Source organism: Streptomyces sp. NBC_00154, assembly GCF_026342835.1.
In the GTDB taxonomy this organism is placed as follows: Bacteria; Actinomycetota; Actinomycetes; order Streptomycetales; family Streptomycetaceae; genus Streptomyces.
The window spans coordinates 7,818,127-7,835,056 of record NZ_JAPEMI010000001.1; the positions used below are offsets into that span (position 1 = coordinate 7,818,127).

Annotated in this window: 19 protein-coding genes and 3 pseudogenes; 16 read left to right on the top strand and 6 right to left on the bottom strand. The window is 68.5% G+C overall.

Annotated features, from left to right (window positions below; genetic code table 11):
- The first annotated feature begins 29 nt into the window (after positions 1–29).
- From scnC to OHA03_RS35405, 7 genes and pseudogenes are all read left to right on the top strand, one after another.
- Positions 30–731, top strand: coding sequence for a thiocyanate hydrolase subunit gamma (gene scnC, locus OHA03_RS35380; RefSeq protein WP_267007715.1), 702 nt, complete (start codon positions 30–32; stop codon positions 729–731).
- A gap of 1 nt (position 732) precedes the next feature.
- Positions 733–1,143 (top strand): hypothetical protein, encoded by a 411-nt coding sequence (locus OHA03_RS35385; RefSeq protein ID WP_267007716.1) that lies wholly within the window; start codon positions 733–735, stop codon positions 1,141–1,143.
- 1,133 nt (positions 1,144–2,276) lie between these two features.
- Positions 2,277–2,565: pseudogene (locus OHA03_RS48085) on the top strand (nitrile hydratase subunit alpha).
- Positions 2,562–2,900: a hypothetical protein gene (locus OHA03_RS48090; protein ID WP_354006160.1), complete on the top strand. Its 339-nt coding sequence runs from the start codon at positions 2,562–2,564 to the stop codon at positions 2,898–2,900. The pseudogene OHA03_RS48085 and the gene OHA03_RS48090 overlap by 4 nt, the downstream one beginning before the upstream one ends.
- A gap of 352 nt (positions 2,901–3,252) precedes the next feature.
- The gene (locus OHA03_RS35395) at positions 3,253–3,567 is read left to right on the top strand and encodes a hypothetical protein (RefSeq protein WP_267007718.1); all 315 of its coding nucleotides are present in this window, start codon (positions 3,253–3,255) and stop codon (positions 3,565–3,567) included.
- Between the two features lie 486 nt (positions 3,568–4,053).
- Positions 4,054–4,446 (top strand): (2Fe-2S) ferredoxin domain-containing protein, encoded by a 393-nt coding sequence (locus OHA03_RS35400; RefSeq protein WP_267008268.1) that lies wholly within the window; start codon positions 4,054–4,056, stop codon positions 4,444–4,446.
- A 659-nt stretch (positions 4,447–5,105) separates the two neighbouring features.
- Positions 5,106–6,116 (top strand): HoxN/HupN/NixA family nickel/cobalt transporter, encoded by a 1,011-nt coding sequence (locus OHA03_RS35405; RefSeq protein WP_323181308.1) that lies wholly within the window; start codon positions 5,106–5,108, stop codon positions 6,114–6,116.
- Positions 6,117–6,138: 22 nt separating this feature from the next.
- On the opposite strand, the gene OHA03_RS35410 is transcribed toward OHA03_RS35405, so the two are convergent.
- The gene (locus OHA03_RS35410; protein WP_267007719.1) at positions 6,139–6,531 is read right to left on the bottom strand and encodes a (2Fe-2S) ferredoxin domain-containing protein; all 393 of its coding nucleotides are present in this window, start codon (positions 6,529–6,531) and stop codon (positions 6,139–6,141) included.
- A 41-nt stretch (positions 6,532–6,572) separates the two neighbouring features.
- Positions 6,573–7,530, bottom strand: a pseudogene (locus OHA03_RS35415) (HAD-IC family P-type ATPase).
- A 93-nt stretch (positions 7,531–7,623) separates the two neighbouring features.
- On the opposite strand from OHA03_RS35415, the pseudogene OHA03_RS35425 reads away from it, so the two are divergent.
- The 4 genes and pseudogenes from OHA03_RS35425 (at position 7,624) to OHA03_RS35440 (ending at position 10,065) form a co-directional block, all read left to right on the top strand.
- Positions 7,624–7,943 (top strand): annotated as a pseudogene (locus OHA03_RS35425) (ArsR/SmtB family transcription factor).
- Between the two features lie 538 nt (positions 7,944–8,481).
- Complete coding sequence (locus OHA03_RS35430; protein ID WP_267007723.1) at positions 8,482–8,688, top strand: hypothetical protein; 207 nt, start codon at positions 8,482–8,484, stop codon at positions 8,686–8,688.
- Between the two features lie 374 nt (positions 8,689–9,062).
- The gene (locus OHA03_RS35435) at positions 9,063–9,278 is read left to right on the top strand and encodes a CbtB-domain containing protein (RefSeq protein WP_267007724.1); all 216 of its coding nucleotides are present in this window, start codon (positions 9,063–9,065) and stop codon (positions 9,276–9,278) included.
- A gap of 19 nt (positions 9,279–9,297) precedes the next feature.
- Positions 9,298–10,065: a CbtA family protein gene (locus OHA03_RS35440; protein ID WP_267007725.1), complete on the top strand. Its 768-nt coding sequence runs from the start codon at positions 9,298–9,300 to the stop codon at positions 10,063–10,065.
- Positions 10,066–10,402: 337 nt separating this feature from the next.
- Here the strand turns inward: OHA03_RS35440 and OHA03_RS35445 are convergent, their stop codons facing one another.
- Positions 10,403–10,618: a hypothetical protein gene (locus OHA03_RS35445; protein ID WP_267007726.1), complete on the bottom strand. Its 216-nt coding sequence runs from the start codon at positions 10,616–10,618 to the stop codon at positions 10,403–10,405.
- A 45-nt stretch (positions 10,619–10,663) separates the two neighbouring features.
- Positions 10,664–10,966, bottom strand: coding sequence for a hypothetical protein (locus OHA03_RS35450; RefSeq protein ID WP_267007727.1), 303 nt, complete (start codon positions 10,964–10,966; stop codon positions 10,664–10,666).
- 145 nt (positions 10,967–11,111) lie between these two features.
- Between OHA03_RS35450 and OHA03_RS35455 the strand changes: the two genes are divergently transcribed.
- From OHA03_RS35455 to OHA03_RS35470, 4 genes are all read left to right on the top strand, one after another.
- Positions 11,112–12,317, top strand: a complete 1,206-nt coding sequence (locus OHA03_RS35455) for an ISAs1 family transposase (RefSeq protein WP_267004661.1) — start codon at positions 11,112–11,114, stop codon at positions 12,315–12,317.
- A 79-nt stretch (positions 12,318–12,396) separates the two neighbouring features.
- Positions 12,397–12,939 (top strand): tetratricopeptide repeat protein, encoded by a 543-nt coding sequence (locus tag OHA03_RS35460; protein ID WP_267007728.1) that lies wholly within the window; start codon positions 12,397–12,399, stop codon positions 12,937–12,939.
- Positions 12,940–13,091: 152 nt separating this feature from the next.
- The gene (locus tag OHA03_RS35465; protein ID WP_267008269.1) at positions 13,092–13,715 is read left to right on the top strand and encodes a transposase; all 624 of its coding nucleotides are present in this window, start codon (positions 13,092–13,094) and stop codon (positions 13,713–13,715) included.
- A gap of 23 nt (positions 13,716–13,738) precedes the next feature.
- Positions 13,739–14,836 carry an integrase core domain-containing protein gene (locus OHA03_RS35470; protein ID WP_267007729.1) on the top strand — a complete coding sequence of 366 codons (1,098 nt, stop codon included), beginning with the start codon at positions 13,739–13,741 and terminating at the stop codon, positions 14,834–14,836.
- Positions 14,837–14,950: 114 nt separating this feature from the next.
- Here the strand turns inward: OHA03_RS35470 and OHA03_RS35475 are convergent, their stop codons facing one another.
- Together OHA03_RS35475 and OHA03_RS35480 are read right to left on the bottom strand one after the other, a co-directional pair.
- Positions 14,951–15,334 (bottom strand): hypothetical protein, encoded by a 384-nt coding sequence (locus tag OHA03_RS35475; RefSeq protein WP_267007730.1) that lies wholly within the window; start codon positions 15,332–15,334, stop codon positions 14,951–14,953.
- Between the two features lie 187 nt (positions 15,335–15,521).
- On the bottom strand, positions 15,522–15,683 hold the full coding sequence (locus OHA03_RS35480) for a hypothetical protein (protein WP_267007731.1): 162 nt from the start codon (positions 15,681–15,683) through the stop codon (positions 15,522–15,524).
- A 181-nt stretch (positions 15,684–15,864) separates the two neighbouring features.
- On the opposite strand from OHA03_RS35480, the gene OHA03_RS35485 reads away from it, so the two are divergent.
- Complete coding sequence (locus OHA03_RS35485; RefSeq protein WP_267007732.1) at positions 15,865–16,908, top strand: hypothetical protein; 1,044 nt, start codon at positions 15,865–15,867, stop codon at positions 16,906–16,908.
- Positions 16,909–16,930 lie beyond the last annotated feature (22 nt).

Below are 16,930 nucleotides of genomic sequence, written 5' to 3' on the forward strand. Positions count from 1 at the left end.
CTCCCACTCATAGAAAGGTTTCAATCTCCATGTCAACCAGTGAGCACGGTCACAATCCGCCCGCGCCCATGGTCGAGGAGGTGTCTGACTTCGAGGTCCTGGAGGTCGCGGTCCGCGAGCTCTGCCTCGAGAAGGGCATCTTCACGGCTGAGGACCACCGCGCGTTCACCGAGTTCTCGGAGCACATCGGCCCGCTTCCCGCAGCGCGACTTGTCGCCAAGTGTTGGCTCGACGAGTCCTTCAAGCGCGCCGCACTCGCCGACCCGATCGAGGCGTGCAAGGCCGTAGGAGTCGACTGGATGCAGCCCTCGGGCTTCGGCACGCCGAGCGACTTTACGGCGCTGCGCATCCTCGAGAGCACCCCGACGCTCCACTATGTCATCGTCTGCACGCTCTGCTCCTGCTACCCGCGGCCGCTGCTCGGCAACTCGCCCGAGTGGTACCGCACGCCCAACTACCGGCGCAGGGTGGTGCGGCACCCGCGCGGTGTGCTCGCCGAGTTCGGCACCTACATGCCGGCCGACGTTGAGATCCGAATCCAGGACTCCAACCAGAAGCACCGCTTCATGGTGCTGCCGATGCGTCCGGAGGGCACGGAGGGCTGGTCCGAGGACGAGCTGACGCAGATTGTCACCCGTGACTGCATGATGGGCGTCGCGCTGCCTCGGCCCGGAGTGACGGAAAACGTCACGGCCGACCGGGTCCGCAAGGCGCAGCGAGGATCGCACTGACATGGCGGACACCGGCAAGCACGACCGGTCCGCGGTCGTCGCGAAGGTCGACCCATCCCTGCTGACCACTCGCGTTGAGGTGCTCGAAGATCTCGCCTCCCGCGAGGACCATGTGTGGTCGGCACTCACCGAGAAGTGGTCGGTCAGCAACCCCACACCGCCGTGGAAGAGCAGTCTCGACGGCATGTGTGACGCACTCGACGAGGCTTCCTGCGCGCACCTGGGGGTCGTCTCGTCGTTCGAGGAGCGCCGCAATGAGGAAGACGCGCTCTCTCAAGGGCGGTACATCGACTTGCCGTTCCCCGAGAGCCAGTTGGTCGCGTTGGCCCACTCGCTGATCTGGCGGGGCGTCATCGGCGAGGACGCGCTGCGCGACCGCATGGTGACGGTGCGGGAGCGCCTTGAGGCCTGACGTCGTGCGCGAGGGTCGGACCGACGAACACGCCGGACCGACGAACACGCCGGACCGACCCTCGCGCAGGCCCGCGCAGGCCGCCCGGGTAGCGCCGTGCGACGTACTGCCGCTTCCCTGCTCGACTGCGGGTGAGTGATTATCACGCCGACGAACCCCGACGCGGCGGCCGACCGGAGGCGCCCGCCCGTTGCCGGTGCCGGCGGGCCAACCTGTATCCGGCAGACGCGGGGCTGAACCTGCCCGTGCACCGGCACTCCCTCGTGCTGCGGAAACTCGCGGTCCAGCAGGCGGTACGGGGATCGTTCGACAACGCGCACGCGATGCTCACCGAGCAGTGCGGGCCGGTGATCGGAAAGCGGCAGATCGAGGAGAACACCGTGGCCGCCGCCCGCGACATCGACACCTTCTACACCTCCCGTGCCCCGGTGGCCTGCACCGATGACACTCTGCTGGTGATCACCTCGGACGCCAAGGGCGTGGTGATGCGCCCCGAGGCCCTGCGCGAAGCGACCCGCAAGGCCGCCGAGAGTAAAGGCGGCAACACCTTCGCCACCCGGCTGGCCAGCGGAGAGAAACATGGACGTAAACGGATGGCGACTCTGGCCGCCGTCTACGACACCGACCCCGTCCCCCGCCAGGCCCACGACGTGTTCACTCTCCCCACCCCCACCCCCACCCCCACCGACGGCGACGGCAACGGATCGGAAGGAGCGAAGGGCAAGGCAGCCCGCGTCAAGGGCCCGGTGGCCTTCAACAAGTGGCTGACCGGCTCGGTCGTCGAGGGCACCGAGGAGGTGATCACAGACGCCTTCGACCAGGCCGATCAGCGTGATCCCGTCCGTCGCCGCACCTGGCTGGTCCTGGTCGACGGGGCCCCGCACCAGATCGACGTCATCCGCGCCGAGGCCAAGCGCCGCAAGGCGAAGATCCACATCTTGATCGACATCATCCATGTCGTTGAGTACTTATGGTGTGCGACCTGGGCGTTTCATGCCAGCGGTGACACCGGTGCCGAGCGGTGGGTCGTCGAGAAGGCCCTGTTGATCCTTCAGGGCCGGAGTCAGGACGCCGCTGCCAAGATCATCACCCAGGCCGACGAGGCCGATCTCACGCCCGAACAACGCAATGGCATGTCCCCGGACTGGTACCGCACCCCCAGCTTCCGGCGACGGTTGGTGCGCTATCCCCGGGAGGTGCTGGCGGAGTTCGGCCTGCACTTGCCGTCGGAGGCAGGTGCGGGTCCACGACTCCAACCAGAAGTCGCGGTTCATGGTGATGCCCATGCGCCCGGAGGGCACCGAGGGGTGGAGCGAGGAGCAGCTGGCCTCGATCGTCACCCGCGACACCATGATCGGTGTGGCGCTGCCCCAGGCCGACTGGACGGCCACCGAGGCGCCATCCACCGGAGGTACGCGATGATCGGGAGCACCCGGCCGGAAGAGGCCGTCGTGGAGATCCTCGGCAGCGTCGGGCAGCGCACCGACAGTAACCTGCCGGAGCTGGACCGCACCTCCTCGCCGTGGGAGTCCAGCATGCAGGCGACCTGCGAGTGCCTGTCCTGGCGGGGCACGCTGGACAATCTGGAGCGCCGCCACGAGGAGGACCGCCTCGGCGAGAGCGTGTACGTCGGCTACCCGGTCCATGCGCGGTCGGCCCTGACGGTCACCCACTCCCTCATCTCCAAGGGCATCCTGGACTCCCAGGAGATCAAGGCGAAGATGAAGGAGGTCCGGGCCCGGCTGGAGGACATCTGAGCCGCCGGCCGCCGGAGACGGGCGGGGCCAGGAGGTGCGCAGCCTCCTGGCCCCGCCCGCACCCCCGCCGTCGAGCTGGTGATCACCACTGCTCCCAACCAGTGCGCTGAGAATGCCGCAGGCCATGAAGACGGCGCCGCCGGAGCCGGGCGCCACGGGGCCGCACTCCGGTGAACGGGGCTGTCCCCGACCACCAGTTCGCCCGCCGCACTCCCCATCAGTTTTCTCCGAGCCCAGTCCGGAATTTTCCGGAAGCCGTGACCTGCCCCTTCCGGAGCAGTCCGGATGGCGGGCTGACGGACCCGGTACGACAATTACGGAAACCAGCCGGGAAAAGATCGAGGCAGATAAAATGAGCCAGTTCGAAAAACGACTCGCCTGCGTCGTCGCAGCCGACGGATCGGTGGTCCGCGGTTACCTAATCGAGGAATGCGAATACGACGGAGCGAACGAGTACACCCTCACCTGGGGGGTCCCGCTGCGAGGCAGCGAGGCGAAGACGAACTTCGCGGGGACTATCGGGAGCGCGGAGGACGAGCCGGTGCTGCCTGGACTGGTCACCGTGCGGCTGGGACCGGCCGACAACCAGATGAGGGTCTGCACCTTCGACGCGGGTGGCAAACCGGCGGCCCGACCCTTCCACATCGCCTGCTTCAGGGACAGGTGAGCTCCCCCGGCCCCGGGCGGCCGGGCCGCGAGCCCCGCTCCCCGGGTACGGCCCTGTGCCGCCCGGTACAGATCCGCCGCACACACCTGTACACGTCCGCCTCCGGCGGCACCACTCGCCGCCGGTGCCGCCCCGGGCAGACCGCGGGCCCGGCCACCCGGACCACCGCCCTCCACCCGCTTTCGGGCCCGGCAGGCGGTCCCCGGCCGTTGCGCGCCCCGTACCGGCCCGATCCGCCTCGTCCCTCCGGGGATTTCCAGTGATCCGCCACCAACGGGCCCGGGCCGCGCCGCGCGGTCTTCAACCGTCCCCTCCCGGGCGCTCGGCGCTGCGAAGGAGACCGGGTCCGCCCGGGGAGACGCACGGCGCGGAGCGCCGCCGGCCGGCCGGCGAAGCAAGCCGCCCGGCCCCACCACAGAGGAACGAACCCTCGGCAGCGGAATACTGGGCAGCAGGGGAGAGGGACCGGCCGTGCGCCCCGAGGAGGTGAGGCCGGCTCCCACCGCCGACCGAGGGCGGCTTCCCACCGTGATTGTGTGCAGGGGTTGCTGCTGCGGTACGGCGAAGGTGCCCGGAGTGGAGCACGAGGCCCAACTGGCCGACCTCTCGCGAGGGCTGCGGGGCATCGCGACCGTGCGCACCGCTCCTTGCCTGGGCCTGTGCGAGGAGGCCAACCTGATCGTCCTGCAACCGGCGCCGGCCGGCCGTGCGGCGGGCGGGCGGCCCGTGTGGCTCGGCTGCGTACGGGAGCCGGACACCGTCGCCGACGTGATCGCGTGGGTCCGGGCCGGCGGACCGGGACAGGCCGCCGTCCCGCTGGGGCTCGTCCACCTGGTCGTCCGGCCGCCCGGCAGGACCCTCCGCATGGCCGTCCGGTGAGCCCCCGGCTCCCGTCGGCACCCCTGCCTGCGGCACCTGCCGATCCGGCGCGCATGCCGGGAGCGGGAACGCCGCAGCGCGTCCGGCAGCAGGCGCCGCCGGGTCCGCCGGCGGAGCGGCTCAGTCGGGCGGGCGGTTGCGGCGCCAGGTGACGAGCAGTATCACCAGGACGGCCAGGCCCGACGCGGCCAGAGCGGCGCCGCCGAACGCCGTCGTCAGCCGGTCATGGTCGGTAGCGGGCCCGGACGGCGGTCGGTGATGGCCCGTCGGACGTCTGCACCGCAGTACCGGTACCGCAGCGGTCCGCTGCCGGGGCACCCGCTGGGGGCGTCCGCCCGCGGCAGGTGGGCGGCAGCACGCACGGAAACTGGCCTGATACCACGTCCCCTGTCGGCGTATCAGATGTTCAAGGAATCCATTCCATGCATTACGTTGTTCCAAGGGCAGGCTTCGCAACGGTTCGGAGGAGGACTCCCTCCTCTCCACGGAATGATCTTTCTGGAGTGGCCGCGATGACGATCAAAGTCCCCCGAATCCATTCGTCCCCGCCGCCCGGCGGCTCCGTTGCGACCGGGCCCGGCCGTGCTTCCGGCTATCGGATAAGAGTCGTTGGGGTCTTCCTCGTCATCGGTGCGCTGCATGTGTTCGGTTGGGGCACCATGGCACTTGTCGTGATTCCTGCCCATCTCTCCCTGGACTCACAGGTATTCGGTCTCGGCATCGGTGTGACCGCATACACTCTCGGCCTGCGCCACGCATTCGATGCGGATCATTTGGCCGCGATCGACAACACCACCAGGAAGCTGCTGAACGACACCGGGAGGAATCCGGTCTCGGTCGGTTTCTGGTTCGCTATGGGGCATTCCGTGGTCGTTCTCCTGCTGGCCGCTCTCATTGCCGCCGGGATCCGCGCGACGGGAGCGCTTACCTCCGAGGGCTCCGGCCTGCATCGGGCTTTCGGGACGGCAGGCACCGTGCTGGCCGGTTCCTTCCTCTATGCCATCGGGGTGCTCAACCTGGTGGTCCTGCAGGGGATCACTAGGATCTTCCGCCGCATGCGGAGCGGTGAGTTCAACGAGGACGAGCTCGAGGAACAGCTCAGCAAGCGAGGGCTGCTCAACCGGTTCCTCAACGGGCTCACAAAGTCGATCCGGCACCCCTGGCAGATGTTCCCGCTGGGCCTGCTCTTCGGCCTGGGCTTCGACACGGCCACCGAGGTGACGATGCTGGTGCTGGCCGGAGCCGGGGCCGCGAGCGGCCTTCCGTGGTACGCCATCCTCGTGCTTCCGGTGCTCTTCGCAGCCGGCATGACCCTGCTCGACACGCTCGACGGCCTGTTCATGAGCGCCGCCTACGGATGGGCGTTCGCAAAACCGATCCGCAAGTTGTACTACAACATCACCATCACGGGGTTCTCGGTCGCCATCGCGCTGATCATCGGCACCATCGAGTGGATGACCGTGGTCCACGACGACCTGGGGATGAGCGACCCGGTCAGCAGCTGGGTCTCCTCACTCGACCTGAACAACGTGGGATTCATCATCGTCGGGATCTTCGCCGTCGTCTGGATCGGGGCCGTCGCCTACTGGAAGGTGGGGAAGGTCGAGCAGAAGTACTGCTCGGCCGCGGACTCGTCGGCCCTCGCCCCTGACGCCGCCTCCGGTCCCTGAACCGCCCCTGTGCCGCACAGGTTCAGTTGCCGAGAGCCTGTCGTATGCGGCGGGACGGGGTGAAGGTGTAGAGGTCGAGGATGTCGGGCGGGTCAGCGAGGCCGGGTCCGCCCGCCCGGACCCAGGCGGTGATGTCCGCCGCCGCGTCGGGGTCGTTGACTAGCCCCAGCCAGACCGGGCGACCGCCGGCCCTGCGGCCGCCGGCGGAAGGCTGGATGACTATCACGTTGGCGCGCTCGCAGGCGTCCAGGCAGCCCGTGGGCCGCACATTGGCGACCCCCGCCAGCGAGGCGCGCAGATCCGCGAGCTGCGCGGCGTGGTCCAGACGGGGGACCTTGGCGGTGCCGCAGCAGCAGCCGCGGCAGACCGTGACGGTGCAGCGGGCGACCGCCCCCGCCTTGCTGGTGGCGGCCATGAGGGCGTCCCTGGCTGGAAGTCGGGCGTGGCTGTGCCTGCTCACTGGACCCCTTCGATGCCGGCCCGCTTCCACGCCGCGTCGCGCAGCAGTCGCAGTCCGTTGAGGCCGACGATGACGGTGGAACCCTCGTGCCCGAGGACGCCGAGTGGCAGCGGCAGGTGACCGGCCAGGTCCCAGACGACCAGGCCGGAGATGAACACCGAGGCGAGCACCAGGTGCTGCACCACCAAGCGCCTCGCCGCGCGGGACAGGGTGACCACCTTGGGGACGGTGGCGAGTTCGTCGCGCACGATCACCGCGTCCGCGGGTCCCAGAGCGAGGTCGGAGCCGGCCCAGCCCATGACGAAGCCGGTGTGTGCGGCTGCGAGTGCGAGGGCGTCCTTGACGCCGTCATCGATCACCAGGCCCCTGCACCCGGCCTTCTCCTGGTCCTGAACCGCCGTGACCTTGTCCTGCGGCAACAGGCCCGCGCGGACGTCGGTGATGCCGACCGCGCCCGCCAGGCGCGCGGCCGGGCGCAGATTGTCACCGGTCACGAGCATCGGGGCGCGCCTGGTCAGCGACGCCAGGGCGGTGACGGTCGCGGTGGCCTCCGGTCGCAGGCAGTCGGCGATACCTAGGATCCCGACCGGGACACGATCACCCGCGAAGATGACGATCAGCAGCGCACCGTCCATCACCTGCCCGATCGAGGCCGCACCGACGCCGCGACGATCACCAGCAGGTCCACTTCGAGGGTCTTCTCGCGCAGCGCCTGCAGGCCCGCCCAGGCCGGCTCCCACCCGCCGGTGACGTAGGCGATCGCATACAGCGGACCCCAGGCCCAGGCGGTGGCGCCGAGCAACTGCAGCGGCAGCGCGAGAGTGAACGTGACGATGGCGGCGGCTGCCCAACGAGCCTCGGCCAGCGCGAACACCCGTGTGCGCCGCCTGGGGGGGCGGCCGGTTCGCTCGGGGCCGCGGCCGTGACCGGGCGCTCGGTGAGGGTGTCAGACATGGGCGGTGGTGTTCCTCCTCCCAGGCAGGGACGACCCAGCAACCATACAGGAACACATGAACAGCTCTTCATTACCTTCGTAGAGTGGTTGGCATGGGCTATGGAGTCGTCACCCCCGCCGAGAACACCGTTCCTCGCGCTCGCCTGGATGCGGGCAATGCCGTGAAGGTCGCCACGACCCTACAAGCACTGGCGACCCCGTCCCGGCTGCTGATTCTGGCCCGCCTGCGGGAGGGGCCGCTGCCGGCCACCGAGTTGGCCGCCGAGGTCGGCATGGAGCAGTCCGCCTGCTCCCACCAGCTACGACTGCTGCGCAACCTCGGCCTGGTCGTCGGCGAACGCCACGGGCGCTCCGTGGTCTACGCGCTGTACGACCACCATGTAGCCGAGCTCCTGGACTAGGCCCGGACTAGGCCGTCTATCGCATCGCTCACCTGTGCCTGGGCCTGGTCGACGTCCCCGAGGCCGACGCCGGCGACTGACGGCAGATCGACTGTCCAGGGGGATGTCCGCGATCCCTCATTTGGGGTGGCGCGCCGTCGACGGCGGTGGCGGGGATGGTCGCCTCCGGACTGCTCGGACTCGCCCCAGGGCGTGTGGGCACCGAAGAGGATGGACGCACGTCCGACGCGCTGCCTGCGCACCTGACCGGCGGCCAACAAACCCGGCTGGACACCGCTCACCCGTTGACATCCCCGCGCTCGGCGGCAGTCGGAAATATCGGGCAGGCCGGGGCGACGGGCATGGGGCAAGCGCCGATCGGGAGAAGTGGGTCAAGTCAGGCCGTAGCCTGCCGTGTCCGGTCCCCGGGCCGTCGGACAGGATGGCCGCCGTGCCCACACCTCCGGAGTCCGCCCGGCTCTCGCTCGAGCAGCGCCTTGGCGAGCACGCCCGCACCGCCTGGCGGCAACTGACACTACTGCACGTCCGCCACCGCGGGGCCTCGCCTATGTGGAGACGGAACTGGCCGACGGCGAGGCGGTCAAGCTGATGCGCCTGCGCTACGGCGGAACCATCAGCAGGTGGGGCATCGCCCTCTACTACGCCGGCAGCGACCGCTACGAAGAATCCCTGCTGTCCACCCGCACCTTTGCCGACAGTCCCGAAGACGCCCTCAACTGCGCCTGCCGGCTCCACCTCGCTGCCCACGGCATCTGATCAGGCGACACCCACAACACCAACTCCGCAGTCAACCCCGAAGGATTTCCGAACTCGACCGATAAGGTCACACGCACCGTCAACACTCTCTCCGGCCTGTCCAACTCGCTTGCCTCAGCCGTCGATCGGCTCGCGGGCCGCAGGGCGCACGAGCGGGAAAGTGCGCCGCCCGTGCGCCCTTGGCTGGCCTGGCGGTTGACGGTACGTTTGATATGACGACGGTGTGACGGAAGCCCCGGTGCGAGTCCGGCACGGTCGTGCCACTTTAACCAGGCAGACGCCGCCCCACGGGGTGGTGGTTCCTGGGGGAAGGACCCGATGCCGTCGTCCACGCATCATCTAGCGCAACACGAGTTCCCTAGGAGGTCCCTGTCATGGCACACACCGCAGCTCCCACAGCCGTCCCTGCCGCCCCCCTGACGCTGCCTATCAAGGCGATCGTACCCTGGGCGGTGTTCTTCGGCATCCTGCTGATGGCCCTGATCTACTTCGTCGGCGCCGAGCAGGGCGCCACCTCTCTCATCTCCGGCGAGAACGTGCACGAGTGGGTACACGACGGCCGCCACCTGCTCGGCTTCCCCTGTCACTGACGTAGCAGGGGAGCCCTTCATGAATTCCGCAACCGTCAGATCCCTACTCGTACGCGGCATGCTGGCCGGCCTCGGGGCTGGCCTGCTCGCCCTGGTCGTCGCCTACCTGCTCGGCGAGCGCCAGGTCGACGCCGCCATCGCCTACGAGGACGCCCACACCACCGAGCACGGAATGGAGATCGTGAGCCGTTCCCTGCAGTCAACCGCAGGACTGGCCACCGGCGTGCTCATCTACGGCGTATCGCTGGGCGGCATCGCCGCCCTTGCGTACTGCTTCGCACTCGGCCGCATCGGCCGGTTCACCCCCCGCGCCACCGCCGCCCTGCTCTCCGGCACCGCACTGCTCGCGGTCTACGTGGTGCCGTTCCTCAAGTACCCCGCCAACCCGCCCTCCATCGGCGACCCGGCGACGATCGGCAAGCGCACCACGTTGTACTTCCTGATGACGGCGCTCAGCGTGCTACTGGCTGTCGCCACGGTGATCGTCGGCAAGCGGCTCGCCCTGCGCCTGGGCAACTGGAACGCCACCGTCACCGCGGTACTCGGGTTCAGCGTGGCTGTCGGCCTCGCCTACGCCTTCCTCCCCGCGGTCAACGAGGTGCCGCAGGGCTTCTCGGCGACACTGCTGTGGCAGTTCCGCCTCGCGGCCCTCGCCATCCAGATGACCCTCTGGGCCTCCTTCGGACTCCTGTTCGGACGCCTTGCTGAACGGGTAATCAGCCCGAAGCCCATCGCTGCGACCACCGCGCGGGACACCGCATCGGAAACCGCCGCGCCCGTGCAGTGATACGTACGGACCTCGGTCAGCCAACCACAGGGCCGTAGGGGACGGCAGAATGTCGCCCCCGCCGACCTGACCCGGGAGACCGGGTTGCCCCATGATTCGCCGCACTCGACTGCCTGGGGCTTGATCGCGTGCCGGGCCAGGGTCTCTTCGAAGGGCCCGTCCGGAAGAAGCCGTAGAAGATGGGGCCTCGGTGTCGGCGAGCAGCTGGGCGAGCATGGCACCGCAGTGGTCGGCGGCATAGAGAATGTCCTTGAGGACGACGTGGCTCGGCCGCCGGATGAAGCGCCGCTCAGGAGCAGTTCCACTGGCGTGCCAGGGCGACGGGCGCGAACCGCGATCAGTTGTTGCTGGCCGGATAAGTGTCGGAGCCGGCGAACCACCACCCGGAGGTGGGGGTGAAGCGAAAGAACTGCAGGCCCGAGCCCTCATCCTGGAGTTGGATGCGGTCGTCGCCTGTCGCGCCGGCACGAGCCGCGAAGCGGACGGCTGCATAGAGCGTGGTACCGCAGCTGCCGTAGTAGAAGTTGTCGGCCTTCGGCTGGATGTGGCTCACAACACCCTCGAGGAATCGTCAAGACCTGTGGTTGGCAGGTGATCCCTAGCGAGTCTTTGAGCTGCGTAGGCGTCTGACCTCTGCCAGGAAACGTGCGATGTCCTGCCGGGCGTGTGCGATGAAGTCCAGGTCGTGATTGCTGGCGGGGGCAAGCCCTTCCTCGGCGGCTCGGGAGACATACATGTCGGGCTCGCTGTCGTCGAGTCCTCCGATCCGGATGAAGTTGTCGCCGCCCAGGTGCTCTCGGCCTTCAACGAAGGATTGCCACGGCCCTGGGCTGGCCAGCCTGCAGCGCCTTTCAATCGCGTCGAGCTCGTCGCTGCTGAGGGGATCGGTGTCCAGGGGCATTGCGTGATTGGGATTGGTCCGGTTCGCCGGTCTCGTGAGTGACGTGGCGTCATGTCCGTTGTGGGGCAAGGGGCCCGGGAGAGCAGAGCAGGCACGGTGCTGGTGATCATGTGGTTGTCGAGACCCATGAGAACCGAGCGAGACCGTGCCTGCCCGAACATCATCGCCCATCCCTTCCGCACTGGAGAAACTGGGTTCCCCGACTGATCCCCTCACCTCAAGCGATGTCGCTGACCTGCGGCGTTTCCTGATCCTGGTCGCCGATCCCCGCGATGCGCGAGGACTGCGGTATCCGGCCCTCGCGTTGCTGTGCGCAGCCGTCTCGGCGGTGCTGACCGGGGCTCGCTCGCTCATCGCGATCAGCGAGTGGATCACGGATGCCCCGCAGCATGTGCTGGGCGTCCTCGGCTTCGCTGCCGATCCACTTACCGGTCTGCGGCCGGTGCCGCACGCCGCAACCGTGCGCCGCCTGCTGCAGCGTGTGGACGGTGACGCGCTGGACGCGGCGATCAGCGCGTATCTGCAGGCCAGAACGCCGCCCCCGGTCGAGCCGGAGGCGGAGAAAGGGCCGGTGCGACGGGTGATCGCGGTCGACGGCAAGGTGGTCCGCGGATCGCGAACCGCAACGGCCGCGGCGATCCAGCTGCTGGCGGCGATGGACCACCACGGCGTGGTCCTGGCCCAGCGGCAGGTCGCTTCCAAGAGCAACGAGATCCCCTCCTTCGCGCCGTTGCTGGACGGTCTCGAGCTGGAGAACACGGTGGTGACCGCCGACGCACTGCACACCCAGCACGACCACGGGGCCTATCTGACCAGTCGCGGCGCGCACTACGTGGCCGTCGTGAAGAAGAACCATCCGGGCCTGTACGCCCAGGTCAGGAAGCTGCCCTGGCGAGACATCCCGCTCGGGCACCGCACTCGCGACCACGCCCACCACCGCGACGAGATCCGCCGGCTCAAGGTCGCCGCGTTCAGCCACCTCGACTACCCCGGCGCCCGCCAGGCGATCCAAGTCGTACGGTGGCGACGCGACTTGAGCACCGGGAAGCTGACCATCGAGCGCGTCTACCTGATCACCAGCCTGAGCGTCTTCGACGCCACCTGCACCGAGCTCGCCACCTGGATCAGAGGCCACTGGGGAATCGAGAACCTCCTGCACCACGTGCGGGACCGCACGTTCCGCGAGGACGACTCCAAGGTCCGCACCGGCACCCTGCCTCGCGCCATGGCCTCCCTGCGCAACCTCGCCATCAGCGTCTTCCGCCAGGACGGCCAGACCAACATCGCCGCCGCCCTCCGCCACACCGGCCGCGACTACCACCGGCCCCTACGAACCCTCGGTCTCACGTGACGAACCCAGACAGATCTCGATCATGCAATGACCCTGGATGGCGGGGGACGCGGCCGGAGCGGCAGCAACCTTGAAGGAGTTGTTCGCCGATCAAGAGCGCACACTGGGCCCCGACCACCCCAAGACCTTCACTACCTGGAACCACCTCGCCTACTGGCAAGGGAAGGCGAGGGACGCGACCGGACCGGGTACGACTTTGTCGGAGTTGTTCGCCGATCAAGAGCGCACACTGGGCCCCGACCACCCCAACGCCCTGAGGACTAGACGCAATCTGGCCATCTGCCGGGGGGAGGCGGGAGACGAAGCTGGCACAGCAGCCGCCCTAGAGGACTTGCTGGACCACATGTTGCGGGTGCTTGGCCCTGACCACTCCCTCACCACGGGAACGCGGCTCGAGCTCGCCTACTGGCAGCGCCGGGCGAGGGGAACGGCCAGATCAGTCGCCCTAGAGAAGATCCTGGACGCCACACTGCGCGTGCTGGACTCCGATCCCACCAACCCCATGGGAAAGCGGCACAGCCTCACCTACTGGCGGCGCCAGGCGAGAGGCGCGGCTGGCCCGGCAGTCGTCTTTGGCAAGCTGCTGAAGGGGATGCTGCTGCCTGATAGCGATCCTTCCTGAGAAGCCGTTGTCGTACCGATCATGGAACGTGCAGGTCGAACAAGGTTCCTGGTCGGGTGATCGTGTGGTGGTGCGGGCATGAAGGCGGGGCCTCTTGGTAGCTCGGGGGTGCGAACCTAACCGAGCGGCCCAAGGAGGCCCCGTTGTCACATGTGTACGCGCCTGCGCCCGTGGACTTCAACTCGCCCGGCGTGTCGTGCGATTGCCTCGCGCACGTGTACGGCAATGCGGCCGATCACCCGGACCGGGTGCGCCGGTATCCCTCGGACATGAGCGACGAGGAATGGACGGCGGTACGGCCGTTGTTGCCCACCCCTGCCTGGCTGGAGGGCCGCGGCGGGCAGCCCGAAGGGTACTGCCACCGTCAGATGCTGGATGCGATCCGCTACCTGGTCGCGGGCGGGATCTCCTGGCGGTCGATGCCCGCGGACTTCCCCGACTGGGACCGCGTCTACGCCTTCTTCCGCCGCTGGCGGCAGCACGGACTGATCACCGAGTTCCACGACCGGCTACGCGGGCGGATTCGCGAGCGCGAGGGCCGCGCGGTGGAACCGACGGCCGGGATCATCGACGCGCAGTCGGTGAAGGCCGCCGCGACGGTGCCCGCCGACTCACGCGGCTACGACGGCGGCAAGCAGATCAACGGCCGCAAGCGGCACATCATCACAGACTTGCCCTTGCCGAAAACCTCATCCGCCCTGGTGGGAGCTTGGTGTGCGGGGTGTGCGGGGTCTCGGGCCCGGGGGCTCGAATTGGTCCTCTCGCGCGACTGGTGACCGCCCCGGCATGATTGCCGATCGTGCTGCTGCGATTGGCTTACCTGACCGTGACGAACGCGTTCGCGATGCTGCGTGTGCTGCCGATGAGCGATCGGGACAAGGACGCGGAGATCCTCGCCTTGCGCCATCAGGTCACGGTGCTGGAGCGCCAACTCGGTGGCGAGAAGGTGCGGTTCACCCCGAGCGATCGCGCGTTCTTGGCGGCGTTGCTGCATCGGATGCCGGTCGAGGTGCTGCGCAGGGTGCGGCTGCTGGTGCGTCCGGACACGGTGCTGCGCTGGCACCGCGATCTGGTCGCACGCCGCCATGCGGCCCGGTCCCGGCCGAAGCGCTCGGGACGGCCGCGGATCCTGCGCTCCATCCGCGCCCTGGTCCTGCGGCTCGCCCAAGAGAATCCCAGCTGGGGGTATCGCCGCATCCACGGTGAACTTCTCGTTCTCGGTATCAAGGTGGCCGCCTCCACCGTCTGGGAAATCCTCAAGGAGGCCGGGATTGATCCGGCGCCCGAACGGGCCTCCAGCACGTGGTCGGACTTCCTGCGCTCGCAGGCCGACGCCCTGTTGGCGTGCGACTTCCTGGAGACGGTCACGCTGTTCGGGGCGCGGCTGTATGTGTTCGCGGTGATCGAGCACGCCAGCCGGCGGATCAGGATCCTGGGCGCCACTGCGCACCCGACCGCCGCGTGGGTGACGCAAGCCGCGAAAAACCTCGTCATGGACCTCGAAGACGCCGAATGTCGGGCAAGGTTCCTGATCCGTGACCGCGACGGGAAGTTCCCCGCCCTGTTTGACACCGTCCTCAAGGATGCGGGGATCGAGGTCGTGCTCAGCGGCGTACGGATGCCGCGCATGAACTCGATCATGGAAAGGTGGGTGCAGACCTGCCGGTGTGAGCTGCTGGACCGCACCTTGATCTGGAACCAGCGGCACCTGCTCCACGCACTACGGGAGTTCGAAGAGTTCTACAACTCCCACCGGCCGCATCAGGGCATCGCCAACGCCCGTCCGCTGCACCCGCTGCCGGTGCCGATCACCGATCCGGAGCAGATCACCCGCCTCGACATACGAAAACGCGAACGACTCGGCGGCATCCTCCACGAGTACCAACATGCCGCCTGAACTGGGCGGATGAGGTTTTCGGCAGCAGCACGGTCAGCCGACAGGCGGTCATGATGCCGAGCAGCGGCCTCAGCTCCTCGACCGCCTCGGCGAGATGAGCGTCGAGGACATGCTTCAGTCCGCGCTGCCGGACACCATCTCCAACAGCGCGTGTGCTTTTCCCAGCACCTCCAGGGCCGCGTCCCGCTGGGCCAGCTCCTTCTCCAGGCGCCCGATGCGGCGCCGCAGCTTCTCGTTCTCGACCTCGACGGCCGACTTCTTCGGCCGTACTCCGGCGCTACGGCGGTCGGCCAGCGCGTCCAGGGCACCGGCGTCCCGCGCCGCCCGCCACTCCTTGACGTGGGAGTCGTACAGGCGCTCGCGCCGCAGCACAGCGCCCTTCCCACCCTTCGGGGCGGCGTCGTACTCGGCCACGATCCGCAGCTTGTACTCAGGGGTGAAAGTACGGCGCGTCGGTTTCGCAGCCGGATCTATACCGGGGGTGTTCTGGCTGGTCATGCGGGATGGTTCTCCTCGTCGTGCCCTCACAGGCTAACAAGACAAAACGTGGTGTTTCACGCCACGCTGTCACAGAGGGATATCAGAAACCGGCGCTCATCCCGCCTGTGCACCCGGCGGGACATCGCACCGCAGGGCGTGCACCCAGCACCCTGGCTGACGGTTGCCACCTCGGCGGACGGCCGCCCTACGGGTACAGCTGATCGATGTCGGTCCGCACCCGAACCCGGCCAAGGCCGCCGACCACAAGCTGCTGCGCGCGCTGGCGATCGACGAGCCCGCCGCCGCAGCGGTCGGGCGGATCTTCGCCGAGTTCCTCGGCGCAGCTGGGGGTTTTGCCGTCGCCCAAGTGTCAATGGGGTCCAACATCCGGGGTCAACGCCCCTCGGTCTTTCGTGTGGTTTATGCCGGGCTCTGCGCCAAGCAGCCCTGCTGCGCACCCGCGGCGGGGCGCTGGGCTTAGCATCAAGATCGTGCATATGGCTGGAGCGGTCCTCGGGGCCCTAATTGTAGTCGCCGTGGGGGTAAGCGTGGCCAACACCCTTATCTTGCCCCGCGGCCATATCTGGTTCCACCAGGTCGTCGACCAGCTCGTCGACCGGATGTACACCGCGGGCAGCCGCTTCGTGCGGACATGGGAACGGCGCGACGCGCTGCGGGGGAGCCAGTCTGTCGTCACGCTCGGCGTGGTGTTGTTCAGTTGGCTGGCTGCCCTGGTGGTCGGCTACGGGCTGTTGCTGTGGCTGCCGGGGGGATCCTTCCCGACCGCGCTTCGCGTAGCGGGATCATCGCTGGCCACCCTGGGAATCGCCTCCAGGACCGGCACGGAGCCGACCGTCGTCGAGCTCCTGGCCGCTTTCTCGGGACTGGTCCTCGTTGCCGTTCAGATCGCCTACCTGCCCACCTTGTTCGCGGCCTACCATCGCCGCGAAATGGCGGTCGCGCTGCTCGGCCCGCGCGCCGGGAGCCCGGCGTGGGGGCCGGAGTTGCTCGCCAGAGCGCAGACCACGGACGCCATTGGGCAGCTAACGGACCTCTACCAGGACTGGGAGCACTGGTCAGTCGACGTCGCCCAGACCCATTCGAGCTACCCGACGCTGGTTCGTTTCCGGTCACCCGAGTCGCGCACCTTCTGGATCGTCTCGCAGCTGGCCATGCTAGATGCCGCCGCCCTGCACCTGGCGGCCTGCCCGGCAGCCGCGCCGCTTGCGGCCCGGCAGTGCGTGCAGATGGGCGTCACCTGCCTGCGCAAGCTGACCCGCACGCTGCGGATCCCGGTCGACGGCGACCCGCGGCCGGGCGACCCAGTTCAGCTCAGTTGGGAGGAGTTCCTTCAAGGCTGGGAGCGGCTCACCGCCACCGGGTTCCCCGTCGAGCGGACGGCCGAGGAGGCCTGGCCGCACTTCCGGGACTGGCGGGTCAACTATGAGGCAACCGCCTACAAGCTCGCGGCGGCCCTCGACGCTGTCCCCGCTCGCTGGTCGGGTCCCCGCCGCCAGGAGTCGGGGGCCGTTCGAACCGCCGCCGGCACTGGCCTCGAGAATGCACCGAGGTCGCATGAATCTGGCCTCTGACCCTAATCGGGTGCGTATCCAA